At 67.0% G+C, this 17,096-nt stretch carries 14 protein-coding genes; 6 read left to right on the forward strand and 8 right to left on the reverse strand.

Annotated elements, in window-relative coordinates:
* Nucleotides 1-60 precede the first annotated feature (60 nt).
* Nucleotides 61-864 (forward strand): hypothetical protein, encoded by an 804-nt coding sequence (locus ACFXP5_RS14515; RefSeq protein WP_394545238.1) that lies wholly within the window; start codon nt 61-63, stop codon nt 862-864.
* 442 nt (nt 865-1,306) lie between these two features.
* Here the strand turns inward: ACFXP5_RS14515 and ACFXP5_RS14520 are convergent, their stop codons facing one another.
* On the reverse strand, nt 1,307-1,687 hold the full coding sequence (locus ACFXP5_RS14520) for a hypothetical protein (protein WP_394545240.1): 381 nt from the start codon (nt 1,685-1,687) through the stop codon (nt 1,307-1,309).
* Nucleotides 1,688-3,081: 1,394 nt separating this feature from the next.
* Here ACFXP5_RS14520 and ACFXP5_RS14525 point away from each other — a divergent pair.
* Both ACFXP5_RS14525 and ACFXP5_RS14530 read left to right on the forward strand, forming a co-directional pair.
* A complete protein-coding gene (locus tag ACFXP5_RS14525; RefSeq protein WP_394545241.1) occupies nt 3,082-3,504 on the forward strand; it encodes a hypothetical protein in 423 nt (140 codons plus the stop codon).
* Nucleotides 3,505-3,586: 82 nt separating this feature from the next.
* Nucleotides 3,587-3,874, forward strand: coding sequence for a hypothetical protein (locus ACFXP5_RS14530; RefSeq protein ID WP_394545243.1), 288 nt, complete (start codon nt 3,587-3,589; stop codon nt 3,872-3,874).
* Between the two features lie 1,760 nt (nt 3,875-5,634).
* Here ACFXP5_RS14530 and ACFXP5_RS14535 read toward each other — a convergent pair.
* The 3 genes from ACFXP5_RS14535 to ACFXP5_RS14545 form a co-directional block, all read right to left on the reverse strand.
* Nucleotides 5,635-6,045: an RNA polymerase sigma factor gene (locus tag ACFXP5_RS14535; RefSeq protein ID WP_394545435.1), complete on the reverse strand. Its 411-nt coding sequence runs from the start codon at nt 6,043-6,045 to the stop codon at nt 5,635-5,637.
* A gap of 89 nt (nt 6,046-6,134) precedes the next feature.
* Entirely contained in the window at nt 6,135-6,860 is a 726-nt protein-coding gene (locus ACFXP5_RS14540; protein WP_394545245.1) for a hypothetical protein, read from the reverse strand.
* Between the two features lie 360 nt (nt 6,861-7,220).
* Nucleotides 7,221-8,405 (reverse strand): polysaccharide pyruvyl transferase family protein, encoded by a 1,185-nt coding sequence (locus ACFXP5_RS14545; RefSeq protein ID WP_394545247.1) that lies wholly within the window; start codon nt 8,403-8,405, stop codon nt 7,221-7,223.
* A gap of 125 nt (nt 8,406-8,530) precedes the next feature.
* Between ACFXP5_RS14545 and ACFXP5_RS14550 the strand changes: the two genes are divergently transcribed.
* Nucleotides 8,531-10,711 (forward strand): glycosyltransferase, encoded by a 2,181-nt coding sequence (locus ACFXP5_RS14550; RefSeq protein ID WP_394545249.1) that lies wholly within the window; start codon nt 8,531-8,533, stop codon nt 10,709-10,711.
* A complete protein-coding gene (locus ACFXP5_RS14555) occupies nt 10,708-12,015 on the forward strand; it encodes a nucleotide disphospho-sugar-binding domain-containing protein (protein ID WP_394545251.1) in 1,308 nt (435 codons plus the stop codon). The genes ACFXP5_RS14550 and ACFXP5_RS14555 overlap by 4 nt, the downstream gene beginning before the upstream one ends.
* On the opposite strand, the gene ACFXP5_RS14560 is transcribed toward ACFXP5_RS14555, so the two are convergent.
* Nucleotides 11,979-12,656: a hypothetical protein gene (locus ACFXP5_RS14560; protein WP_394529129.1), complete on the reverse strand. Its 678-nt coding sequence runs from the start codon at nt 12,654-12,656 to the stop codon at nt 11,979-11,981. The two genes, ACFXP5_RS14555 and ACFXP5_RS14560, sit on opposite strands and share 37 nt — an antisense overlap.
* A 138-nt stretch (nt 12,657-12,794) precedes the next feature.
* Here ACFXP5_RS14560 and ACFXP5_RS14565 point away from each other — a divergent pair, with 138 nt between their 5' ends.
* Complete coding sequence (locus ACFXP5_RS14565; RefSeq protein ID WP_394545253.1) at nt 12,795-13,010, forward strand: hypothetical protein; 216 nt, start codon at nt 12,795-12,797, stop codon at nt 13,008-13,010.
* A gap of 43 nt (nt 13,011-13,053) precedes the next feature.
* Here ACFXP5_RS14565 and ACFXP5_RS14570 read toward each other — a convergent pair whose 3' ends face one another.
* The 3 genes from ACFXP5_RS14570 to ACFXP5_RS14580 all read right to left on the reverse strand — a co-directional run bounded on the left by ACFXP5_RS14570 (nt 13,054) and on the right by ACFXP5_RS14580 (nt 17,080).
* Nucleotides 13,054-13,356: a putative quinol monooxygenase gene (locus tag ACFXP5_RS14570; RefSeq protein ID WP_394545255.1), complete on the reverse strand. Its 303-nt coding sequence runs from the start codon at nt 13,354-13,356 to the stop codon at nt 13,054-13,056.
* A complete protein-coding gene (gnd, locus tag ACFXP5_RS14575) occupies nt 13,353-14,417 on the reverse strand; it encodes a phosphogluconate dehydrogenase (NAD(+)-dependent, decarboxylating) (RefSeq protein ID WP_394529132.1) in 1,065 nt (354 codons plus the stop codon). Before gnd ends, ACFXP5_RS14570 begins: the two co-directional genes overlap by 4 nt.
* 110 nt (nt 14,418-14,527) lie before the next feature.
* On the reverse strand, nt 14,528-17,080 hold the full coding sequence (locus tag ACFXP5_RS14580; protein WP_394545257.1) for a DEAD/DEAH box helicase: 2,553 nt from the start codon (nt 17,078-17,080) through the stop codon (nt 14,528-14,530).
* Nucleotides 17,081-17,096: the final 16 nt, after the last annotated feature.

The following is a 17,096-nucleotide window of genomic DNA, read 5'->3' on the forward strand; positions in this document are numbered from 1 at the left end:
GTTGTCACCCCGCTTCAACCGTTAGGGGTGGGCAGCGTGCCTACGCGATCATTGAATGTGATGAATAGCGACTACGTCGACTGGCTCGCTGCGCTTGATGATTTCGTGCGAGACATGAAGCGGTTCAATGTGGGCCGCCAAGACGCGGACCTGCGCGCGGACTATGAGCTGATGGGGACTCCCGTGGCCAACACGACGGCGCAGTTCAACATCCAAACCGCAGTCTGGCAACTAGGCGCTGCACTGAAGATGCAGGCGATCGGGACGCCACCGTCCGCGGTTCCTGTCCTGGTTCGGGCGGCCATGGAAGCCGCAACATCAGTTGCGTGGTTCCTTGCACCAGACGATGTGAACACGCGTGTGGAACGCATCGTTCAGCTGGCATTACAAGACTCCTACGACCAGTTCCGCTTTGAAGGCGCCAACGGCACAGAGGCGTACGAGACGCGACGCCGTCAGTTGTTGGCACCGATGATCAAAATAGGACTCACCGAGGGCTACTTCAGATCAAACCGGTACAGCGTTACCCAGGCCTTGGTAGACCTGGAGGCTTCGACCGGCGAAAACGACCTGGTACCCCTCTGGTCCCTTCTGTCCGGATTGGCGCACGGTCGGCCGTGGGCAATCCTCGCATCGTCCGGAGCCGACACGAGCGGAGGCGGAGTAGTGCAGACGTATGTTCCGCGTGAGCAGTACGGCTTCTATCAATTGCGGGCAGCCGAATTGCTGGACACGGCGATCGGCTATTGGAATGAGCGCGTGGGAAGCATGGGCACTCTGCGGGAAGTCCCGAGACTGCCCCGCACCTTGCAGGGTCGCGCCCACGGTCTCCCAGCATCCCCGTGGTCGTGGTCGCCAGCGTGAAGCCAAGAACCGTACAAGCGGGGGTGGCACCGACAGTCCGATAAGGGATCCCCTACCAGCGCGTTCGACTACTCGGCTGAGGCAGTTTCCGGCGCCGCAGGAAGACGCAGCCGACTGCCGTTACTGAGGTTGCCGTGCTTGCCAGGCGTCTATGCCGAGTCGGATCAGAGCGCCGATGCCGCAACCCAGCAACACTGCCCCGATCGAACCCCCCACAGAAGCCACCGGATCGGCGTCGCCCCTGCTGAAAGACAGGGCAGCAAACACAGCTCCCGCAGCGCCGAACAGCGCCACGTAGCCTATGAACGACCACACGCGGCGAGAACGCCGGCGCGATTTGCGACTGCGGCTCGGAGCCCGATTGCTGGACATGCCATAAGTATCGTGCCACCCCCGCTCGGTCTCCGTCGAAGCGGGCCGTGGAAGATCGCAGCGGGATCCCTCACCGGTTTAGCCGGTCCACCTCGGCGATGAGGTCTAGGCGCGTGAGTAGTAGGTCGCCAGCCGAGCCAATGTGTCCTACAGCGCCCAGGGTGATGAGTGCAGCGAGAACTGCAAAACCGACGATCGCGTGCGCGCCACTCCCGCGTTTGATGGTGAGTACGACGCAAGCAAACCCGCTGAGGATGGCTAATGTTTGGCCAGCCACCATACCGAACGCCATGCGCAGTGCTCCGTCTACGGTGAGCGCGCCGTAACTGTTCAACGCGGCTGTGAGCGCGAACGGGATCACGATGACGCCCAGGATGAGGACCAGAAGGCGGCTGATGCGTCGTGGGCTCCTCTCCGCGGTGGTCTCACTCGGAATGGTGGCTACGCTCATACCCCGACCATATCGAGGCGGGCAATTTCTTGCCTAGGTTGCGCCTAAGAGCACGTTTCTCGGCGGACGGGTGAGTCTCAACAGGGGATCGTTCAACGGGCGTCGGGGCAACTTCGCCGTGGACATTCGGTCCGTCGCCCGTCACGCTGTTGCCCATGCGTATTGCCGTTAGACCAGGCGCTTCACGGACGGTTGCCATCACAGTGGCCTCGTTAGGTGCATATTCACTCGCGTTGAGTGTCGCCGCCACGCTGCTGTTTCGGTCGCTGGTGTTCCTGGCGCCTCCATCGGCTCTCGACTTCGCAAGGCATAGCGCCGGCATGATGGGCTTCCTCGCACTCGGCGGCGTCGTTGCTACTTCCGTATCTGCTCTTGTTGTGTACCGAGGTCACCAGAACGCGCCGCCAATATGGCCGGGGCTGCCGATGCGGCTTAAAGCCGCTGCAGCGGGACCTGTTGCTGCCATACCGGCAGGGATCGTGGTCCTCGGCGGCACGATGGGATGGCATGGTCTGGCGTTGTTGCTATCGGTGGCGACCGCAGCAGTCATCGGGTACTGGGCAATCCTCGCCTTAGTCACCCGACGATATTCGCCAAGCAAGTTCGTCTCAGCTGATTCGGTGCCGAGGTAGCCGCAGAACCATCCCACTGCGGGCGTCGGGCCGTCCGGTTTAGGTCGGAGACTGAGGTCATGCTCCCAACCGCCGCCGATCCTGGGGCCTTAGATGCAGGGGTCAGCAGGATCGGTTCCCGGGGCAGCTCCTCTCGAAAGAATCAACATCCGGTCCAGTTGAAAATTATCGGGGTCGGTATCGGATTCGAGGGGTATGCAGATGCTCACCCGATCGTCCTCCCCGCGCCAGAAATATCCCCGTGGTCCGTTGTCTGCACACACAGCGGACTCGAAATTCAATTGCAAGCTCGGTAGCACGCTGCCTTCGACCCCGCCGAAGAAGGACCAACCGCCCCCCAGGTCGCTTGTTTCGGCGCTCTCAAGATCTGCCGTAAGCAACCCGTTTCGTCGGACGCACACGAGTTCATCCGGCCAGTTAGAAGCAGTGAGAACCCCGTCCGGTGAAAGGGCGAGCTCGAGGCCGGAATCGTCTCTCGCAATCCAGGCACCTGCAACGTCTGCAACTTCTAAGTCATATGCGTAATTCCCCGAAGCGCACGACGCGAGCAGCCCGCCCGCGATTAGAACTACAGCAGCGTTGACGACCCTTCGCATCACGATCTGATTGTCTCAGTAGGCGATGGGCGAACGGACAGGAGAGCGCGATCCCTTGGCTCCTTATAACTGCCTGGGGCAGTATCAAGTCGTGCACCGATTGGCCCGAACTTTTCTTCTTTCCGCGGTCTTGACAGTCTTCGGGATAGGACTGGCCGGGTGCACCGTGGCAGACACCAGCGGTGAAGCTTCGCGTCAGGCACAGGAGCGCGCCAAGAGTATTGCCGACAGTGCGCTAACCGACGTGCGGCAGGCGGTGTCTCTTGCGGCCGGCAACCTTGAGAAGCTGCCAGACATCCTCGACCGTCGAGGTATCGGCTATGTCAAGGAGAACACCTCGGCGGAGTTGACCTCGCGGTCAGTGACCGCGGTGTCAGTGCAGAACGAGCAAAACCTAACCGTGACGCTCCTTATTCGATCAGGCGGTCAGGCATCCGCTGGCTATGACCAGGTCAGTACCACGGTCAATGCGTGCGTGGATGTGCACTTTGCCAAGGGGAAGCCGCGCGACATGAGTGCGGAGGACGTGAAATGTCCTCAGTGGGTTCAGGAGGTGGTGGGCTCAAGCCGCATCGACGTCATCGAGTGACGCCATGGACCGGCCCTCACACGCGCAGAGCGATCCCTGGTGGACGACCCAGACCTCCAGGACCGTCCGTCATACTTCGTGCATGGGCAAGACGTTCCTTGGTAAAGACGACGACATGAGCAACCGGCAATTGCTCGTCCTCACGATCCCTTCAGCATTCGCGATGATCACAGTCGTTCTCTTCGTTACTGGGCTGTGGTGGGTCGCCGTCGTAGTCGCAGTTCTTGGTGTCGGCGCGACAGTGTGGGCACATCGCGCGCGCGCCAACGAGGAGGCCTACGAGGCGATTGCTGCCGCCAAGCTCTGGGATCGCGACAACGGCCTGACGGGCGACGATGCCCCGGATGGCGATAATCCGCCCAAGTCGTAGCAGTGCGATCGGACACACGGCGATGGCTTCGAAGCCCATGGCCGGATCCCCATTGGAGCCTCGTGTTGGCGGCCCTTTCTGAGATCATCGCGAGATGACAAACGACGGACGGGGCCCAAACCGCGCCGATGCGTCACCGTGGTTGTGGTTACTCCAGTTGATCATCGCCGTCGTCGCCTACGTCCAGATGTTCTTGTCACAGTTGAGTATCGCGAGCTGCACGGCCACGTCGTGCGACTACACGCTCTACTCCGCCACGGTCAAGACGTTCAATGTCGGGGTGGTCATACTTCTCGTCGTTGCCGCCGCAGGGATCTTTCTCCTCGAGAACTTAGCCCGGCCATCCTTCTGGTCCCCTGTCCGGGGATCGTGCTAACCGTCGCACTGTTCGCGGCGACCTACGCGATGAGTCGTGCGGCTCTGGACCTCCCGTTGTTCGGGAACCGCCTCTGAGGGACCCGGCACAGGGCGGGCAATCGTGCGAACGCTTCGCGTGAACGCTCCGTTTACCGGCCCGCTATGGTCGGGGGTTGTGGCGAGTTGGAGGTGGGCGTGAACTGGTGGTTTCTAGCGTCGTGGCTGGTTTTCGCGGCCTTCTTGGCGGTCGTAGGTAGGGTGTGGCGGACACCCAGGTGGATGCGCCCCTGGCTGCTCACCGTTGCAGCGCTGATGGCGGTCGCCGCAGTGCTTGCAGGTCTCCCACAACCCGTAACAGCCTTCGCTGCGATTGGCGTTGCTGTAGTCGCGGTCATAGTCGCGATGCTGATATACCGGCGAGCGGTCGCCTGGAAGCGCGAACAGGGCTGACCTGAACTCCGGGTTCACTCCCGCTATCACCAGCGCCCGCACGCGGATCGTGATGCGCCAGGTTCACGCTTCAACGAGAATGGCCGGGTGAGCGCGGATTGGCACTCGGGAGAACCCATCACTGCCGCTGTGCTGCGTCTCCTGAGCGAGTTAGATCCCTACGGGCTCGAGCCTGGCGCACAGGACGGGGCCCCATCCGACGAATACAGATCCGAAGCTTTGCCGATGGCCAGCCATTTGATGACTCGCAGAGAGATCAGCGCCGCGGACATCGACCACATTTGGATGACATGGTTCGGTGAACCCCTCAGCCTGATGGACGATGGGCGCTTCTCCCGGTTCGTCGCAGACCTGAACTCGCTAGTCACGCCGTCGCCGTAAGCCGATCCTTCAAAGGCACCAACGCCTAGGTTGCGAATCGAGCCCCGGTCGGTCTGGTGTTGTCGGCGCCGTGTATCTATGGTGAGCGCATGAGGGACCGCCGATTCAGCGGGTTGGCACTCAGTGCGGCGCTATTGCTTGTCGGCTGCACAGCAGGTCCCGACTCACCAATGCAGAGCAGATCTCCGATCTTCGATCGGGCGCGAACGCCATCGGATGAACTTCCCGCGGAGTTAGGCGGGAACCTGGACTCAGAATCGAGCCGGTATGCCGGCGAAGACTCCGCGGGCAACCTGTACTGGGCTGCCTACGAAAACGGGTCCCGCGCGGAATGCATCGTCTTTGTTGCCGCCGACACCGGAGACAACTTCGTCGCGTGCGGCGGGCCGGGCGTCTCGGCAACCACAGGAACGGGTCTAGTCATCGAGTTCGCATCTTCCCCGAGCCAACTCTCGCCCGATAACGCCGACCTCGTTGGTGACACATTCTTTGTAGTTCGACCGTCTTAGCCCCCGCCACTGAACGACCGTTAGAGGATCGCAGCTGACACTGCTTGGTCGATTCCGACCCGTTCAGCTATTTGCGGCAGACATCGCCGAGAGTAGGAGTTCCCGGCCGCGACGGTATCGGCCTCGCACTGTCGCCGAGGGAACTCCCTGCAGTCGAGCAATTTCAGCGAGTTGGAACCCTTCCCAGTGCACGAGTGTGACCACCTCGGCAACGTCTGGTGGTAGACGCTCGATTAGGTCCCGCATTTCCGAGTGTGAGTCGGCGGGCAGCGCGGTCGTCACGGTCAGTTGCTCACGGAGGGTGGCGGTTAGGCGCGAGCGGCGGACCTCGCCTCGTTCGCCGTTGCGGAGAAGGTTTCGGGCGACGCCGAATAGCCACATGCGGGACTCTGTCTCGCCGTCGGGCAGTTGCGTCCTTTTTTGCCAGGCGACGAGGAGCACGTCTGCGAGGAGGTCCGCAGCTTCAGTTGGCATGCGGCGCTGAAGATAGTGCAGCACGTCAAGCGACGCGTTGTCGACGAGGTCAAGGTAGCGGGCCTCGGCCTCGTCAGATGGGCGTCGCTTCACTCGTCGACCCCGGTGCAGATTTCCTGCGATTGCCAGCCGAAACCGTTTGACGGGACGCCGAGACTCGCGAGGTGGGCGACGATGACATCGCTTATGGCTTCCTGCGCGGCGGAGTGGTACTCGACGACCGGGTCGTAATTCTGGGTGCCGTAGCCGAAGGGCAGCAGCTCGCCCGCGTCATCGACCGGACCCCAGTTCTCGTCCGACCGGTTCTCCGCGATCACGCTCTCGACGTCCATAAGGGCGGCCAGGTCCGTGCTCGAGGCGAATTCGCGTGCGAGGTCCGCCGAGCGCGGATCGAACTCGACGCCGGCAGGAGCATCGGGCTGAGGGCTGAACTCAAAGTTGGCCATGCGCATCTCGCATGAGCCGCCGCCAGGCAGCGAGTAGGTAACGACGGCGTCGGGGTTCTCCGCCCAACTCAGCCACGGTCCAGTCGCGGCCGCGTCAAGCTCAACCTCCGATAGTCCCCAATACCAGGACCAGTCGGTGGTGGAAGCGTACGCGGCGGTGGCGGAGCCAATCACCAGCAACGGCGCGATGATGGACGCCGCGATACCCACACGGCGGCGGGGGCGGGTCTTGGGTTCCTCGGTCACGTTCTTCGCCACCTCCCGCATTAGCTTTCGTGCGTGGGCGGTGTCGGCTGTGACGGGTGGTTCCGCTGCGAGCAGCATGGCTGCGAAGCGGCCGTCGTCTTGGCTGTCGTCTGTGTCGATCACGTTCGGTTCCCCCGTCTGGTGATGATGCCGTCATATAGGACATGTCACCAGTGGCCCCCAACGTTGCGTGGAGCGTGAGGAATGTTCGACCTTCTCTCGATCGCCTCGAGCCTGGGTCGTTCGTCAGGCGCTCAGCCCGGTTTCTCGTTTACCCGGCCCGGTGAAGATGCCCGCAGCGGGCACCTCAAACGCAACAAACCGAGTGTCCGATAGAGGATCGTTCCCCGTGACATTTCAGCCGGATCACTGCGCGGGCTGTGACCCTCGCGCTGTCCCGCAACCGAACTACGCCGCATAGGCGTCCGGTAGGGAGTACCGATGAAGGTGGACTATGTGGTCATCCCGAGGCCGAGCGACGCGTCAGGAACGGAAGGTCTCGGCCACGTCGTCCCACCAGGCGTCGTAGTCCGCGCGGTGCGCGGGCCGACGAGCGCTGGCCTCCGCCGCGATCCGATCGCGCCCCGCGGCGAGGCGCTCGACGGCGAGCGGCGCCTCGCCGTCGAGCTCGTCCAGGGTCACCGTGGCGGGCTCGCCCCAGTGCCCCAAGGCTCCGCGCAGTTTGATCGCCGTGTACTCGTCGGCGACGAGTCCGAGCACCGGCACTCCGGCCGGGGCGGCGAACACCGCCGGGTGGTACCGGCTCGTGATCAGCAGCGCCGAGCTGCGAGCAAGCGCGGCGGCGTGCTGGGAGTCGCCGGTGGGTACCACCTCGCTCGCGGAAGACATCAGCGCGCGGATGCGCTCGTGCAACGCAGCATCCCCCCGCGGTTCGGCGGCCGGGTCGAGCGGTCCGAAGTGGGCGTGAAAACGCACGGGTCCCCCGACGACCTGCGCCGCACGGTCGACCAGACGGGCGAGGGATGCTTCGACCGCGGCCGGCGGACGATGATCGAACCAGCCCGACACGCTCACCAGCAGACCCTCCGGTTGCGGGAGGACCGTGGATGCATCGAAGCCGAGGAAGGACGCGTCATCCACTCCGGAACGCACCTCTGCGCCCCACGATGCGGCGAGCGCCGCCGAGGCCGATTCACGGACCGCCGCGCGCGCGGCACCCGTCATCATGGCGGCCACGGCCGCAGCATCCGTTTCGACGAGATCAGGACCCAGGGTCTGCCCGCTCACGACGACCGGCAGCCCGAGCGCGCGGGCCATCGCGGCGAGCGTCGTGCGCTCGTGGATGTGCACGGGCCAGCGCGATGCGAGGTTCCCCCCGCCGGCGACGAACACGCCCTTGCCGGCGCGCAAGGCGGCAAGCGCGGAAGCGGCGGGGTCGCTCTCGGGCAGGTCGAGGGTTCCGGATGCTGCGGCGACGAGCAGGCGGGTACGAGCGGCGGCCGCATCCCGGTCGAGTCCGGCAAAGCCCAACCGCGGCACCGCGGCGATGCCGTAGCGCTCCGCGGACTCGCCCGGGACGGAGGAGACGCCGACGATCTCGACGCCGCGGGAGCCCAGCTCGAGGCGCGCGGCTTCGAACATCGCCTCGTCGCCGATGTGCATCATCCCGTCGATGACGCCGATGTCTCCGATGGCGATTACGGGCATACGAAACGGTCCTCCGCAGAGTGGTGGTCAAGGGGGTGTCCTGCAACGCTACTTCCGTGACAGGTGCAACCGTTACCATGCACACAGCCGCGGACCGCGGTCATCTTTTCGAGGAAGCCAGGAACATGGGCATCCAGACCACGTTGGACGCGGTCACCACCGCTCCGCGCATCATCGACGCCATGAGGCTCGCTGACGATCTCGCGTTCGAAGCTCGCCGAGACCCCGGGGTGCGCACGATCCGCATTCTGGCGCGCACCATCGCGGGCACCGACGAGCTCACCGTCATCGCCGCCGTCCACGCCCTGGCGGGGGTCTTCGATGAAGAAGCCTCGCAGATGCTGAGCCGACTGCTCGCCGACGACCGCGCGTTCGTGCGCGAGCACGCCGCGTGGGCGCTGGGCCAGACCCTCCCCCGTTTCGACGCCGTCGCTCCGCTGCTCTCTCTCGTCACGACCGGTGGCTTCACGGGAATGCTCGCGCAGAGCACCCTGGAGGACTGGTCGGGATCGATCGGCGACACCCTGGCCGTCGCGATCGAGGCCGCGATGATCGGCGTCTCCGATCCCGCCGCGCGCACCCGTCTGGTCGAAACGCTGGGGCTCGTCCGTCAACCCATCGCCGAGCCGTGTCTGCTGGCCTTCGCCCTCGATGACCGCGAGCACGAAGACGTGCGGGTCGCCGCGGTCGCCGCCCTCGGCCAGCGCAGCGGATCGGTGCGGGTCGCCGAGCGGCTCGCGACCCTGGTCGAAGGACACGGACGCATCGCCGAAGTGGCGCGTCTCGCCATCATCGACCTGAACGTGGTGCCGCAGCCCCGCCGTGACGGAGAGGGCGGGCTCACCGTCGCGCAGCTCTTCCTGCACGCAGACATCGACCCCTCACTGTCTTCGGCCGGTGCCGGCGACAACGGTGGCATCGCCACCCTGCTCGTCCGCCTCGGCGACGCCTTGGTGGCAGACGACACCGCGGCAGACGACACCGTCGGAGACAACACGACCGCCGTCGAGCGCGTGCTGACCCTCTCGCGCGGGGGCGTCCCCCGGGCGGCCGCCGACCTGCTGTCGATCGGCGGCGGCATCGGCCACGTTTACGGTCACGTTCCCCTCTCCCCCGAGCCGGTTCCCTCCGCGGCGGCGTGGCCGCTGCGCGTCACCGCTCGCCGCGGCATCCGCCGCCTGCTGCGCGCCGCGGGCCGAGTCGACGTGCTGCACCTCCGGATGGCCGACGTCGGAAGCCTCGCCGCCGTCGATGTCGCCCGGGAGATGGGCATCCCGGTCGTCTTCACGGTCGCCCCCGACCCGCACTCGATCATCCAGTCGCTCGATCGCACGGGCGACCTCACCCGTGAGGCGTTCGGCGCGACCGACCTGCGCGAGCACTTCTGGTTCCGCACCCGTCTGGTGCAGAACCTCGCCGCCAACGCCGCCCACACGGTGCTGTTCCCGCGGCCCGAGCTCGAACGCGACATGCGCGAGCTCGTCGGTATCGACATCGCCTCCCACCCCGAAAGGCACACGATCGTGGCGGAGGGCGTCGATCTCGGCGTCGTCGACCGCTCCGTGACCGCTGCCTCCGCGTTCGCCACCGGCGACGCCGGCACCGCGGGGTTCGAGGAGCTGATGGCGATGCTCGAGGAACTGCCCGAGCACCGGCGCGGACTCCCCATCATCGCGACCGTCGGACGCCTGCATCGGGTGAAGGGCATGGCTACCCTCGTCGAGGTCTGGGCCGACAGCGGCCTCTCCGAGCGGGCGAACCTGCTCATCCTCGGTGGAGACCTGGCCACCCCTTCCCTCGATGAACGCGAGCAGTTGGCGCGCATCGACGCAGCCGTCCCGCCCGCCGAGCGGGCCTCGCGCGGACTGCTCATGGCCGGGCACCGCCCCAACGACGTCGCCGCCCGCTGGCTGGCGGCCGTCCGCGTCGGCATTCCCGGCTGGGTCGCGCCGCACGGCGTGTACGTGTGCGCGAGCCTCAAGGAAGAGTTCGGCATCGCTCTGCTCGAGGCGATGGCGACCGGCCTGCTGGTGGTCGCCCCCGACGCGGGGGGCCCTGCGACCTACGTCGAGGACGGCGTCACCGGCGTCTTGACCGCGACGTGGGATCCCGCCTCGTTGACCTCGGCGACCGACCGTGCTCTGTCGCTCGCCGACTTCAATGCCGACGAGCGGTCCCAGCGCTCGCACGACATGGTCGAGGCGCGCTTCACCATCCAGGGGATGGCTGCCGCCCTCGGCCCCGTCTACCGGGCCGTCGCCGCCTCCGAGGCGGAGCTGTTGCGGGCTACCGGAGCCCTCGCGTGACACTGCTGGTCATCAGCCCCGACTACGCCTCCCACCTGCTGCCCCTCGCGACGCTCGCGACCGCGTGGAGCGACCGGGGCGAACACGTCGTCGTCGCGACGGGTGCGGCCACCGACCCGATCGTGCGCGACTTCGGTTTCGACCGCGTCGAGCTGACCCTCGGGCGCGGCTCGAACGCCGGGGTGATGCGCCCCGGCGAGCAACCAGCCGATGAGGCCGACTCCCTCCGCGGCTTCTTCGACGCCACCCGGGTGGGCATGGTCGCCACCCTCGCGTACCAAGCGATTGAGCGTCTGACCGATCTGATGTGGGACCCGGTCGGCCGCGGCCGCGAGACCCTCGCGGTGGTGGAGCGTGTGCGCCCCGATGCGATCCTCGTCGACCACCTCGCGTTCAGCGCCCGTCTGGCCCTCCAGACCGCGGGCATCGCGTACGCCGACGTCGTGCTCGGTCATCCGAGCGCGCTCCCTGTCGAAGGCGAGGTCTACGGCTACCCGCCCGCGTGGCCCGCCGCGTTCTCTCCCGACCCCGGTGAGCTCGAAGAACTGCGGATGCTGTGCCTCGAGGTCTCGAGGCGCTTCACCGCCCAGTGGAACACCGCCGCACACGAGCTCGACCCCGGCGCCGCCGAGATCGCCGACGCCTTCGCCTCGCACGGGGCCCAGGTGTTCTACAACTACCCCGCCGCCCTCGCGGCCGGCGACGGGCGAGCCCTGCCGCCCCATGCGTTCCTCGGCTCCACGCGACGCGCGGAACGTGTCGACGACGAGATCGAGCGATGGATCGGCGCCGGCGAACCCTACGTGTACGTGAGCTTCGGCAGCTTCCTGTCGGTGCGCGACGACGTGCTGGGCCGCGTCGCTGAAGCGCTGAGACGGCTCGGCCTCCGAGCGGCCTTCGCGATCGGCGCGGGCGACCCGGCCGCTCTCGGGCCGGTGCCCGCCGACTGGCTCGTGCGCCCCTTCCTCCCGCAGGTACGCCTCCTGGGATCGGCCACTGTCGCGGTGACGCACGGCGGCAACAACTCCGTCACCGAGGCCGTCGGCCAGGGTGTTCCGCTCGTGGTGCTGCCGTTCTCGACCGACCAGTTCGCCGGTGCTGCTGCGATCGAACGGCGCGGGATCGGGCGGGCGCTCGATCCGAACTCAGCGAGCGTCGAGGCGCTGGCCGAGGCGATCCGCGCAACGGCCGCCCTCCCGGCCGAGGGACGCGCCCTCCTCGACGAGATCGTGCGGACAGAGCAGCACAAGCCCGGCCCCCAGATCGCTTACGACGTGGTGACGGGCACCTCGCCGACGAGCTGAGACATCGCGGCGGGGTCGCCCGCGGCGAGGCGGTAGAGCGCCATGCGCGCGGCGTTCGCCTCGTAGCGCGCGCCCGCACGCACTTCGCCCGCGTGGTGCAGGGCGTAGACACGGCCGGAGTGGCGCACCGGCGGGCCGCCGAGCAGGGTCTCGTGCGCGAGGAACCATGCGGCGTCTTCGAAGCCCCACCCGCGGAAGTTCTCGTCCTGCCCGCCGTGCGCCGCCCACGTCCGCGGCGTCGCGACGTAGACGCCGGAGCACGCGCCGAGCACGAGTTCGAACGTGCAGTCGGGAAGCGCCGCTCCCGCGGCGAACTGCGCCGATCCCTCTCGTCCGAGCCAGCGGTACTCGTCGTAGGGCAGGTGCACGCGATCACTGAAACGGGCCGCCGCGATCGCGGCGCGCAGCGGCGCCGGTTCGGGCAGAGTGTCGGCGTCGCCGACCACCACGACGGTGTCGTCGGCAGCATCCCGCATCGCCTTGTTGCGGCACGCCGCGAGCACGAAGGGGTCGTCGTCGGTGTCGACGGTGCGCACCTCGAGCTCGGGAAGCTGTTCGGCGTACCACGCGATCACACGGTCGAAAGCCGGGATGCGGGAGGCCGCTGGCCGCCACGGCAGTACTACGATCGCGTCATTCACCGCACCAGCGTAGACGGGGAAGGTTGCGTGCGAGTTACGCGATGATCGTGGCACGGTCGGGGGGTCCGCGCGCGGGAGGTGCACCTCGAATTCGCCCGAATTCACCCGAACGTCATCGATCTGCGGCAGGGTGTGCTCATGTCGACCTCAGACCCGTTCCTCCCCATCGATGACCCCCAGGATCCCAACACCGACGACGTCGCGCTCGAGCCCGAAGACTTCGGCCCCGACGACGAACCCGAGCCCGACGTCTTCCTGGGACAGCAGCCCGATGATGCGCCCACCCCGGAATGGAAGCCGGACCCGCTCTTCCAGACGCCGACCCGCGAACAGGTCGACCCCAGCACGGACTGACCAAACGAAACGGCCCCCGACTCAGGTCGGGGGCCGTTCCGTGTCAGTCGCGGAGGGGAGAGCCGACCGCTTCGAAGCGGAAGCCGCCGAATTCGCCCGAGAGCAGAGGACGGGCGGCCGCGATGGCGGCCTGCACCTCGGGGAGCTGCAGAGACGCGCGATGCGCGGCAGCATCCGTCCACACCTCCACCACGAAGACCGTGTCGGGCTCTTCGTCGTTCACGCCGACCTCGTACATGAGGCACCCGACGTCGGCCAGTGCCGGGTTACGACGCACCAGGTGCTCGACGAGTTCGTCGCGGCGACCGGGTTCGGCGCCGAGCGAGCCGGCGTTGACCCAGGTCATCGCTGGTCGGTCTGGTCGGACTTGCTCGCACCCGCCTCGAGCACGTCACCCACGGGCAGCTCCTGGTGGCCGCCGAACTGCTGGCGCATGGCCGAGAGGATCTGGTTCGCGTAGCGGTCTTCATCGCGCGACGCGAAACGCTCGAACAACGAAGCGGCGAGCACCGGAACCGGAACCCCGATGTCGACGGCGGCCTTGACCGTCCATCGTCCCTCGCCCGAGTCGGAGACGCGGCCGGCGAGACCGTTCAACGTCGGGTTGCTCTCGAGGGCGGCGGCGGTGAGGTCGAGCAGCCACGACGAGATGACCGACCCACGACGCCACAGCTCGGCGACCTTGGGGGTGTCGATGTCGAACTTGTAGTACTCGGCCTCTTCGAGAGGCGCGACCTCGGCGGAGTGCTCGGATTCATGCAGGCCGGCGTCGGCGTTGTGCAGCACGTTGAAGCCTTCGGCGAGCGCGGCCATCATGCCGTACTCGATGCCGTTGTGCACCATCTTCACGAAGTGGCCGGCACCCGACGGGCCGCAGTGCAGCCAGCCCTGTTCCTCGGGAGCGGGATCGCCCGTGCGTCCGGGGGTGCGGGGGATGTCGCCCACGCCCGGGGCGATGGTGCGCAGGATGGGCTCGATATGGGCCACGGCTTCGTCGGGGCCGCCGACCATGAGGCAGTAGCCCCGGTCGAGGCCGAAGACGCCGCCGCTGGTGCCGACGTCCACGTAGTGGATGCCCTTGTCCTTGAGGGCCGCGGCGCGGCGCACGTCGTCGCGGTAGTTCGAGTTGCCGCCGTCGATGATGATGTCGCCGGCCTCGAGGTGGGACGCGACCTCCTCGACCGCTTTGCCGGTGAGGCTCGCGGGGATCATGAGCCAGACAACGCGAGGGGACTCGAGGTTCGCAGCCAGGTCGGCGTAGTTCGGAACCCCCGTCGCGCCCTCGGCGGCGAGCGTGTTGACGGCGTCGGCGTTGACGTCGTACACGACGGCCTCGTGACCGTCGTTCATCAACCGGCGAACGATGTTGCCGCCCATACGTCCGAGACCTACCATGGCCATCTTCATTCCAGGACTCCTATCGGCAGCGTCGAGCGGCCGGAAACGGCCGATTGCTACACCGCGATTCTAGAGACGCAGAACGACAGGCGGGTGAACGGGGGCGTGCGCAGAGCGCCTCAGAGACGCAGAACCTCGGTGACGCGCAGCACCGCGCTGCCCGACTCCTCGGACGCGGCAAGATCGACTTCGCCTCGGATGCGCCAGTCGTGATCGCCGGCGGGGTCGTCGATGATCTGCTCGACCTTCCAGACACCGGATGCTGCCGCGTCGGTCTCGTCGATCACCACGAGCGCGGCCGACCGCGCCGGGCCGCCCGTGAGGATCTCGTCGTGCTCGTCGAAATAGGCGTCCAGAGCGGCGGGCCAGTCGACCTCCGGGTCGAGCACCTCGAGCTCGTCGTCGCGCTGCAGCGCGGCGAGGCGCACGCGGCGGAACAGCTCGTTGCGCACGAGCACCCCGAACGCTCGGCGATTGGTGAGCACCGACGGGGGCGCCGGAGGCACGACGTCGGCTCGGGCGACCTCGGCCTGGCGCAGCGGGTCGATCATCGCCTCCCACTCGTCGACCAGGCTCGAGTCGACCTGGCGCACAAGCTCGCCCAGCCACGCGACGAGGTCGAGCAGATCGGAGGTCTGCGCCTCGGACGGCACGGTCTGGCGGATCGCCCGGTAGGCGTCGCTCAGGTAGCGCAGCACGAGGCCCTCGCTGCGGGCGAGCTGGTACAGCGAGATGAGCTCGCCGAACGACAGAGCCCGTTCGTACATGTCGCGCACGACCGACTTGGGCGAGAGCTCGAAGTCGCGGATCCACGGCTGACTCGACGCGAAGACCTCATACGCCTGAGCCAGCAGCTCTTCGAGGGGCTTGGGCCACGTGATCTGCTCGAGCAGCTCCATGCGCTCGTCGTACTCGATCCCCTCGCGCTTCATGGCCGCGACCGCTTCGCCCCGAGCGAGGAACTGCTGCTGCGAAAGCACCGGCCGCGGGTCGTCGAGCGTCGCCTCGATGACGCTGACGACATCGAGCGCGTAGTGCCCGGTGCCGGCGGTCGCCTCGCCGGTTCCTTTCGACGCATCCTCGGGGTCGAGCAGTTCGATCGCGGCGAGCGCGAACGGCGAGAGCGGCTGGTTCAGCGCGAAGTTGGGCTGCAGGTCGACGGTGAGACGGATGCTGCGGCCGTCCGGCGCCGACGGATCCGCCACGACCTCGACCACACCGGCGGTCAGGAGGGTGCGGAAGATGGCGATCGCGCGGCGTGCCAGTTCGTATTGACGTGCTCGGGGTTCGTGGTTGTCGAAGACGAGGGAGCGGACGTTCGCGAAGACGTCTCCCCCGCGGGCGATCACGTTGATGAGCATCGCGGCGGTGAGTTGCATCTGCGCCACGAGAGGTTCGGGTTCGGCAGCGACGAGCCGCTCGTAGCTCGCCTCTCCCCAGTTCACGAAGCCCTGGGGCGCCTTCTTGCGCACGATCTTGCGCTGCTTCTTCGGATCGTCCCCGGCCTTGATGATGGCGGCCGCGTTCTCGATCTCATGCTCGGGCGCCATCACCACCACGGTTCCCGCGGTGTCGTAGCCGGCACGCCCGGCGCGCCCCGCGATCTGGTGGAATTCCCGGGCGCTCAGCTGCCGCATGCGCTGGCCGTCGTACTTGGTGAGGGCGGTGATGAGCACGCTGCGGATGGGCACGTTGATGCCGACGCCGAGGGTGTCGGTGCCGCAGATGACGCGCAACAGGCCCCGCTGCGCGAGCGTCTCGACGAGGCGTCGGTAGCGCGGCAGCATGCCGGCGTGATGCACGCCGATGCCGGCACGCACGTAGCGCGACAGCATCCGCCCGAATGCCGTGTTGAACCGGAAGCCGCCGATCGCTTCGGCGATCTCGTCGCGCTGCTCGCGGGAGACGACCTTGATGCTCGAGAGCGCCTGGGCCCGCTCCATCGCGGCGGCCTGCGAGAAGTGCACGATGTAGACGGGGGCCTGCCGGGTGTCCAGAAGCTCCTGCACGGTCTCGTGCACGGGAGTGCGGGCGTAGGAGAAGTGCAGCGGCACGGGGCGCTCCACACCGGTCACGAGCGCGGTAGAGCGGCCGGTGCGTCGCGACAGGTCGGCCGCCAGCTCGGTGACATCGCCGAGCGTCGCCGACATGAGCAGGAACTGCGCGCGCGGCAACAGCAGCAGCGGAACCTGCCAGGCCCACCCACGGTCAGGGTCGCCGTAGTAGTGGAACTCGTCCATCACGACCTGGTCGACGGATGCTGTCGGACCCTGGCGCAATGCAAGGTTCGCCAGGATCTCGGCGGTGCAGCAGATCAAGGGGGCGTCGGGGTTGACCGAGGAATCCCCCGTGACCATGCCGACGTTCTCAGCGCCGAAGATCTCGACCAGAGCGAAGAACTTCTCGCTCACCAGGGCCTTGATGGGCGCGGTGTAGTAGGTGCGGCCGCCGCGCGCGAGGCAGGCGGCATGGGCGGCCACCGCGACGAGGGACTTTCCCGTCCCCGTCGGTGTGGACAGGACGACATTCGCTCCGGAGACCAGTTCGATCACGGCCTCGTCCTGTGCGGGATACAGGGCGAGCCCCCGCTCGGTCACCCACTCGACGAAGCCCGTGTACGCCGCATCCGCGTCGGCGCCAGGTGGCACGTGTTCGAGCAGGGTGGGAGGCACACTCCACCCTTTCACG

It is taken from the genome of Microbacterium hanjuni (assembly GCF_043556395.1).
GTDB lineage: Bacteria > Actinomycetota > Actinomycetes > Actinomycetales > Microbacteriaceae > Microbacterium.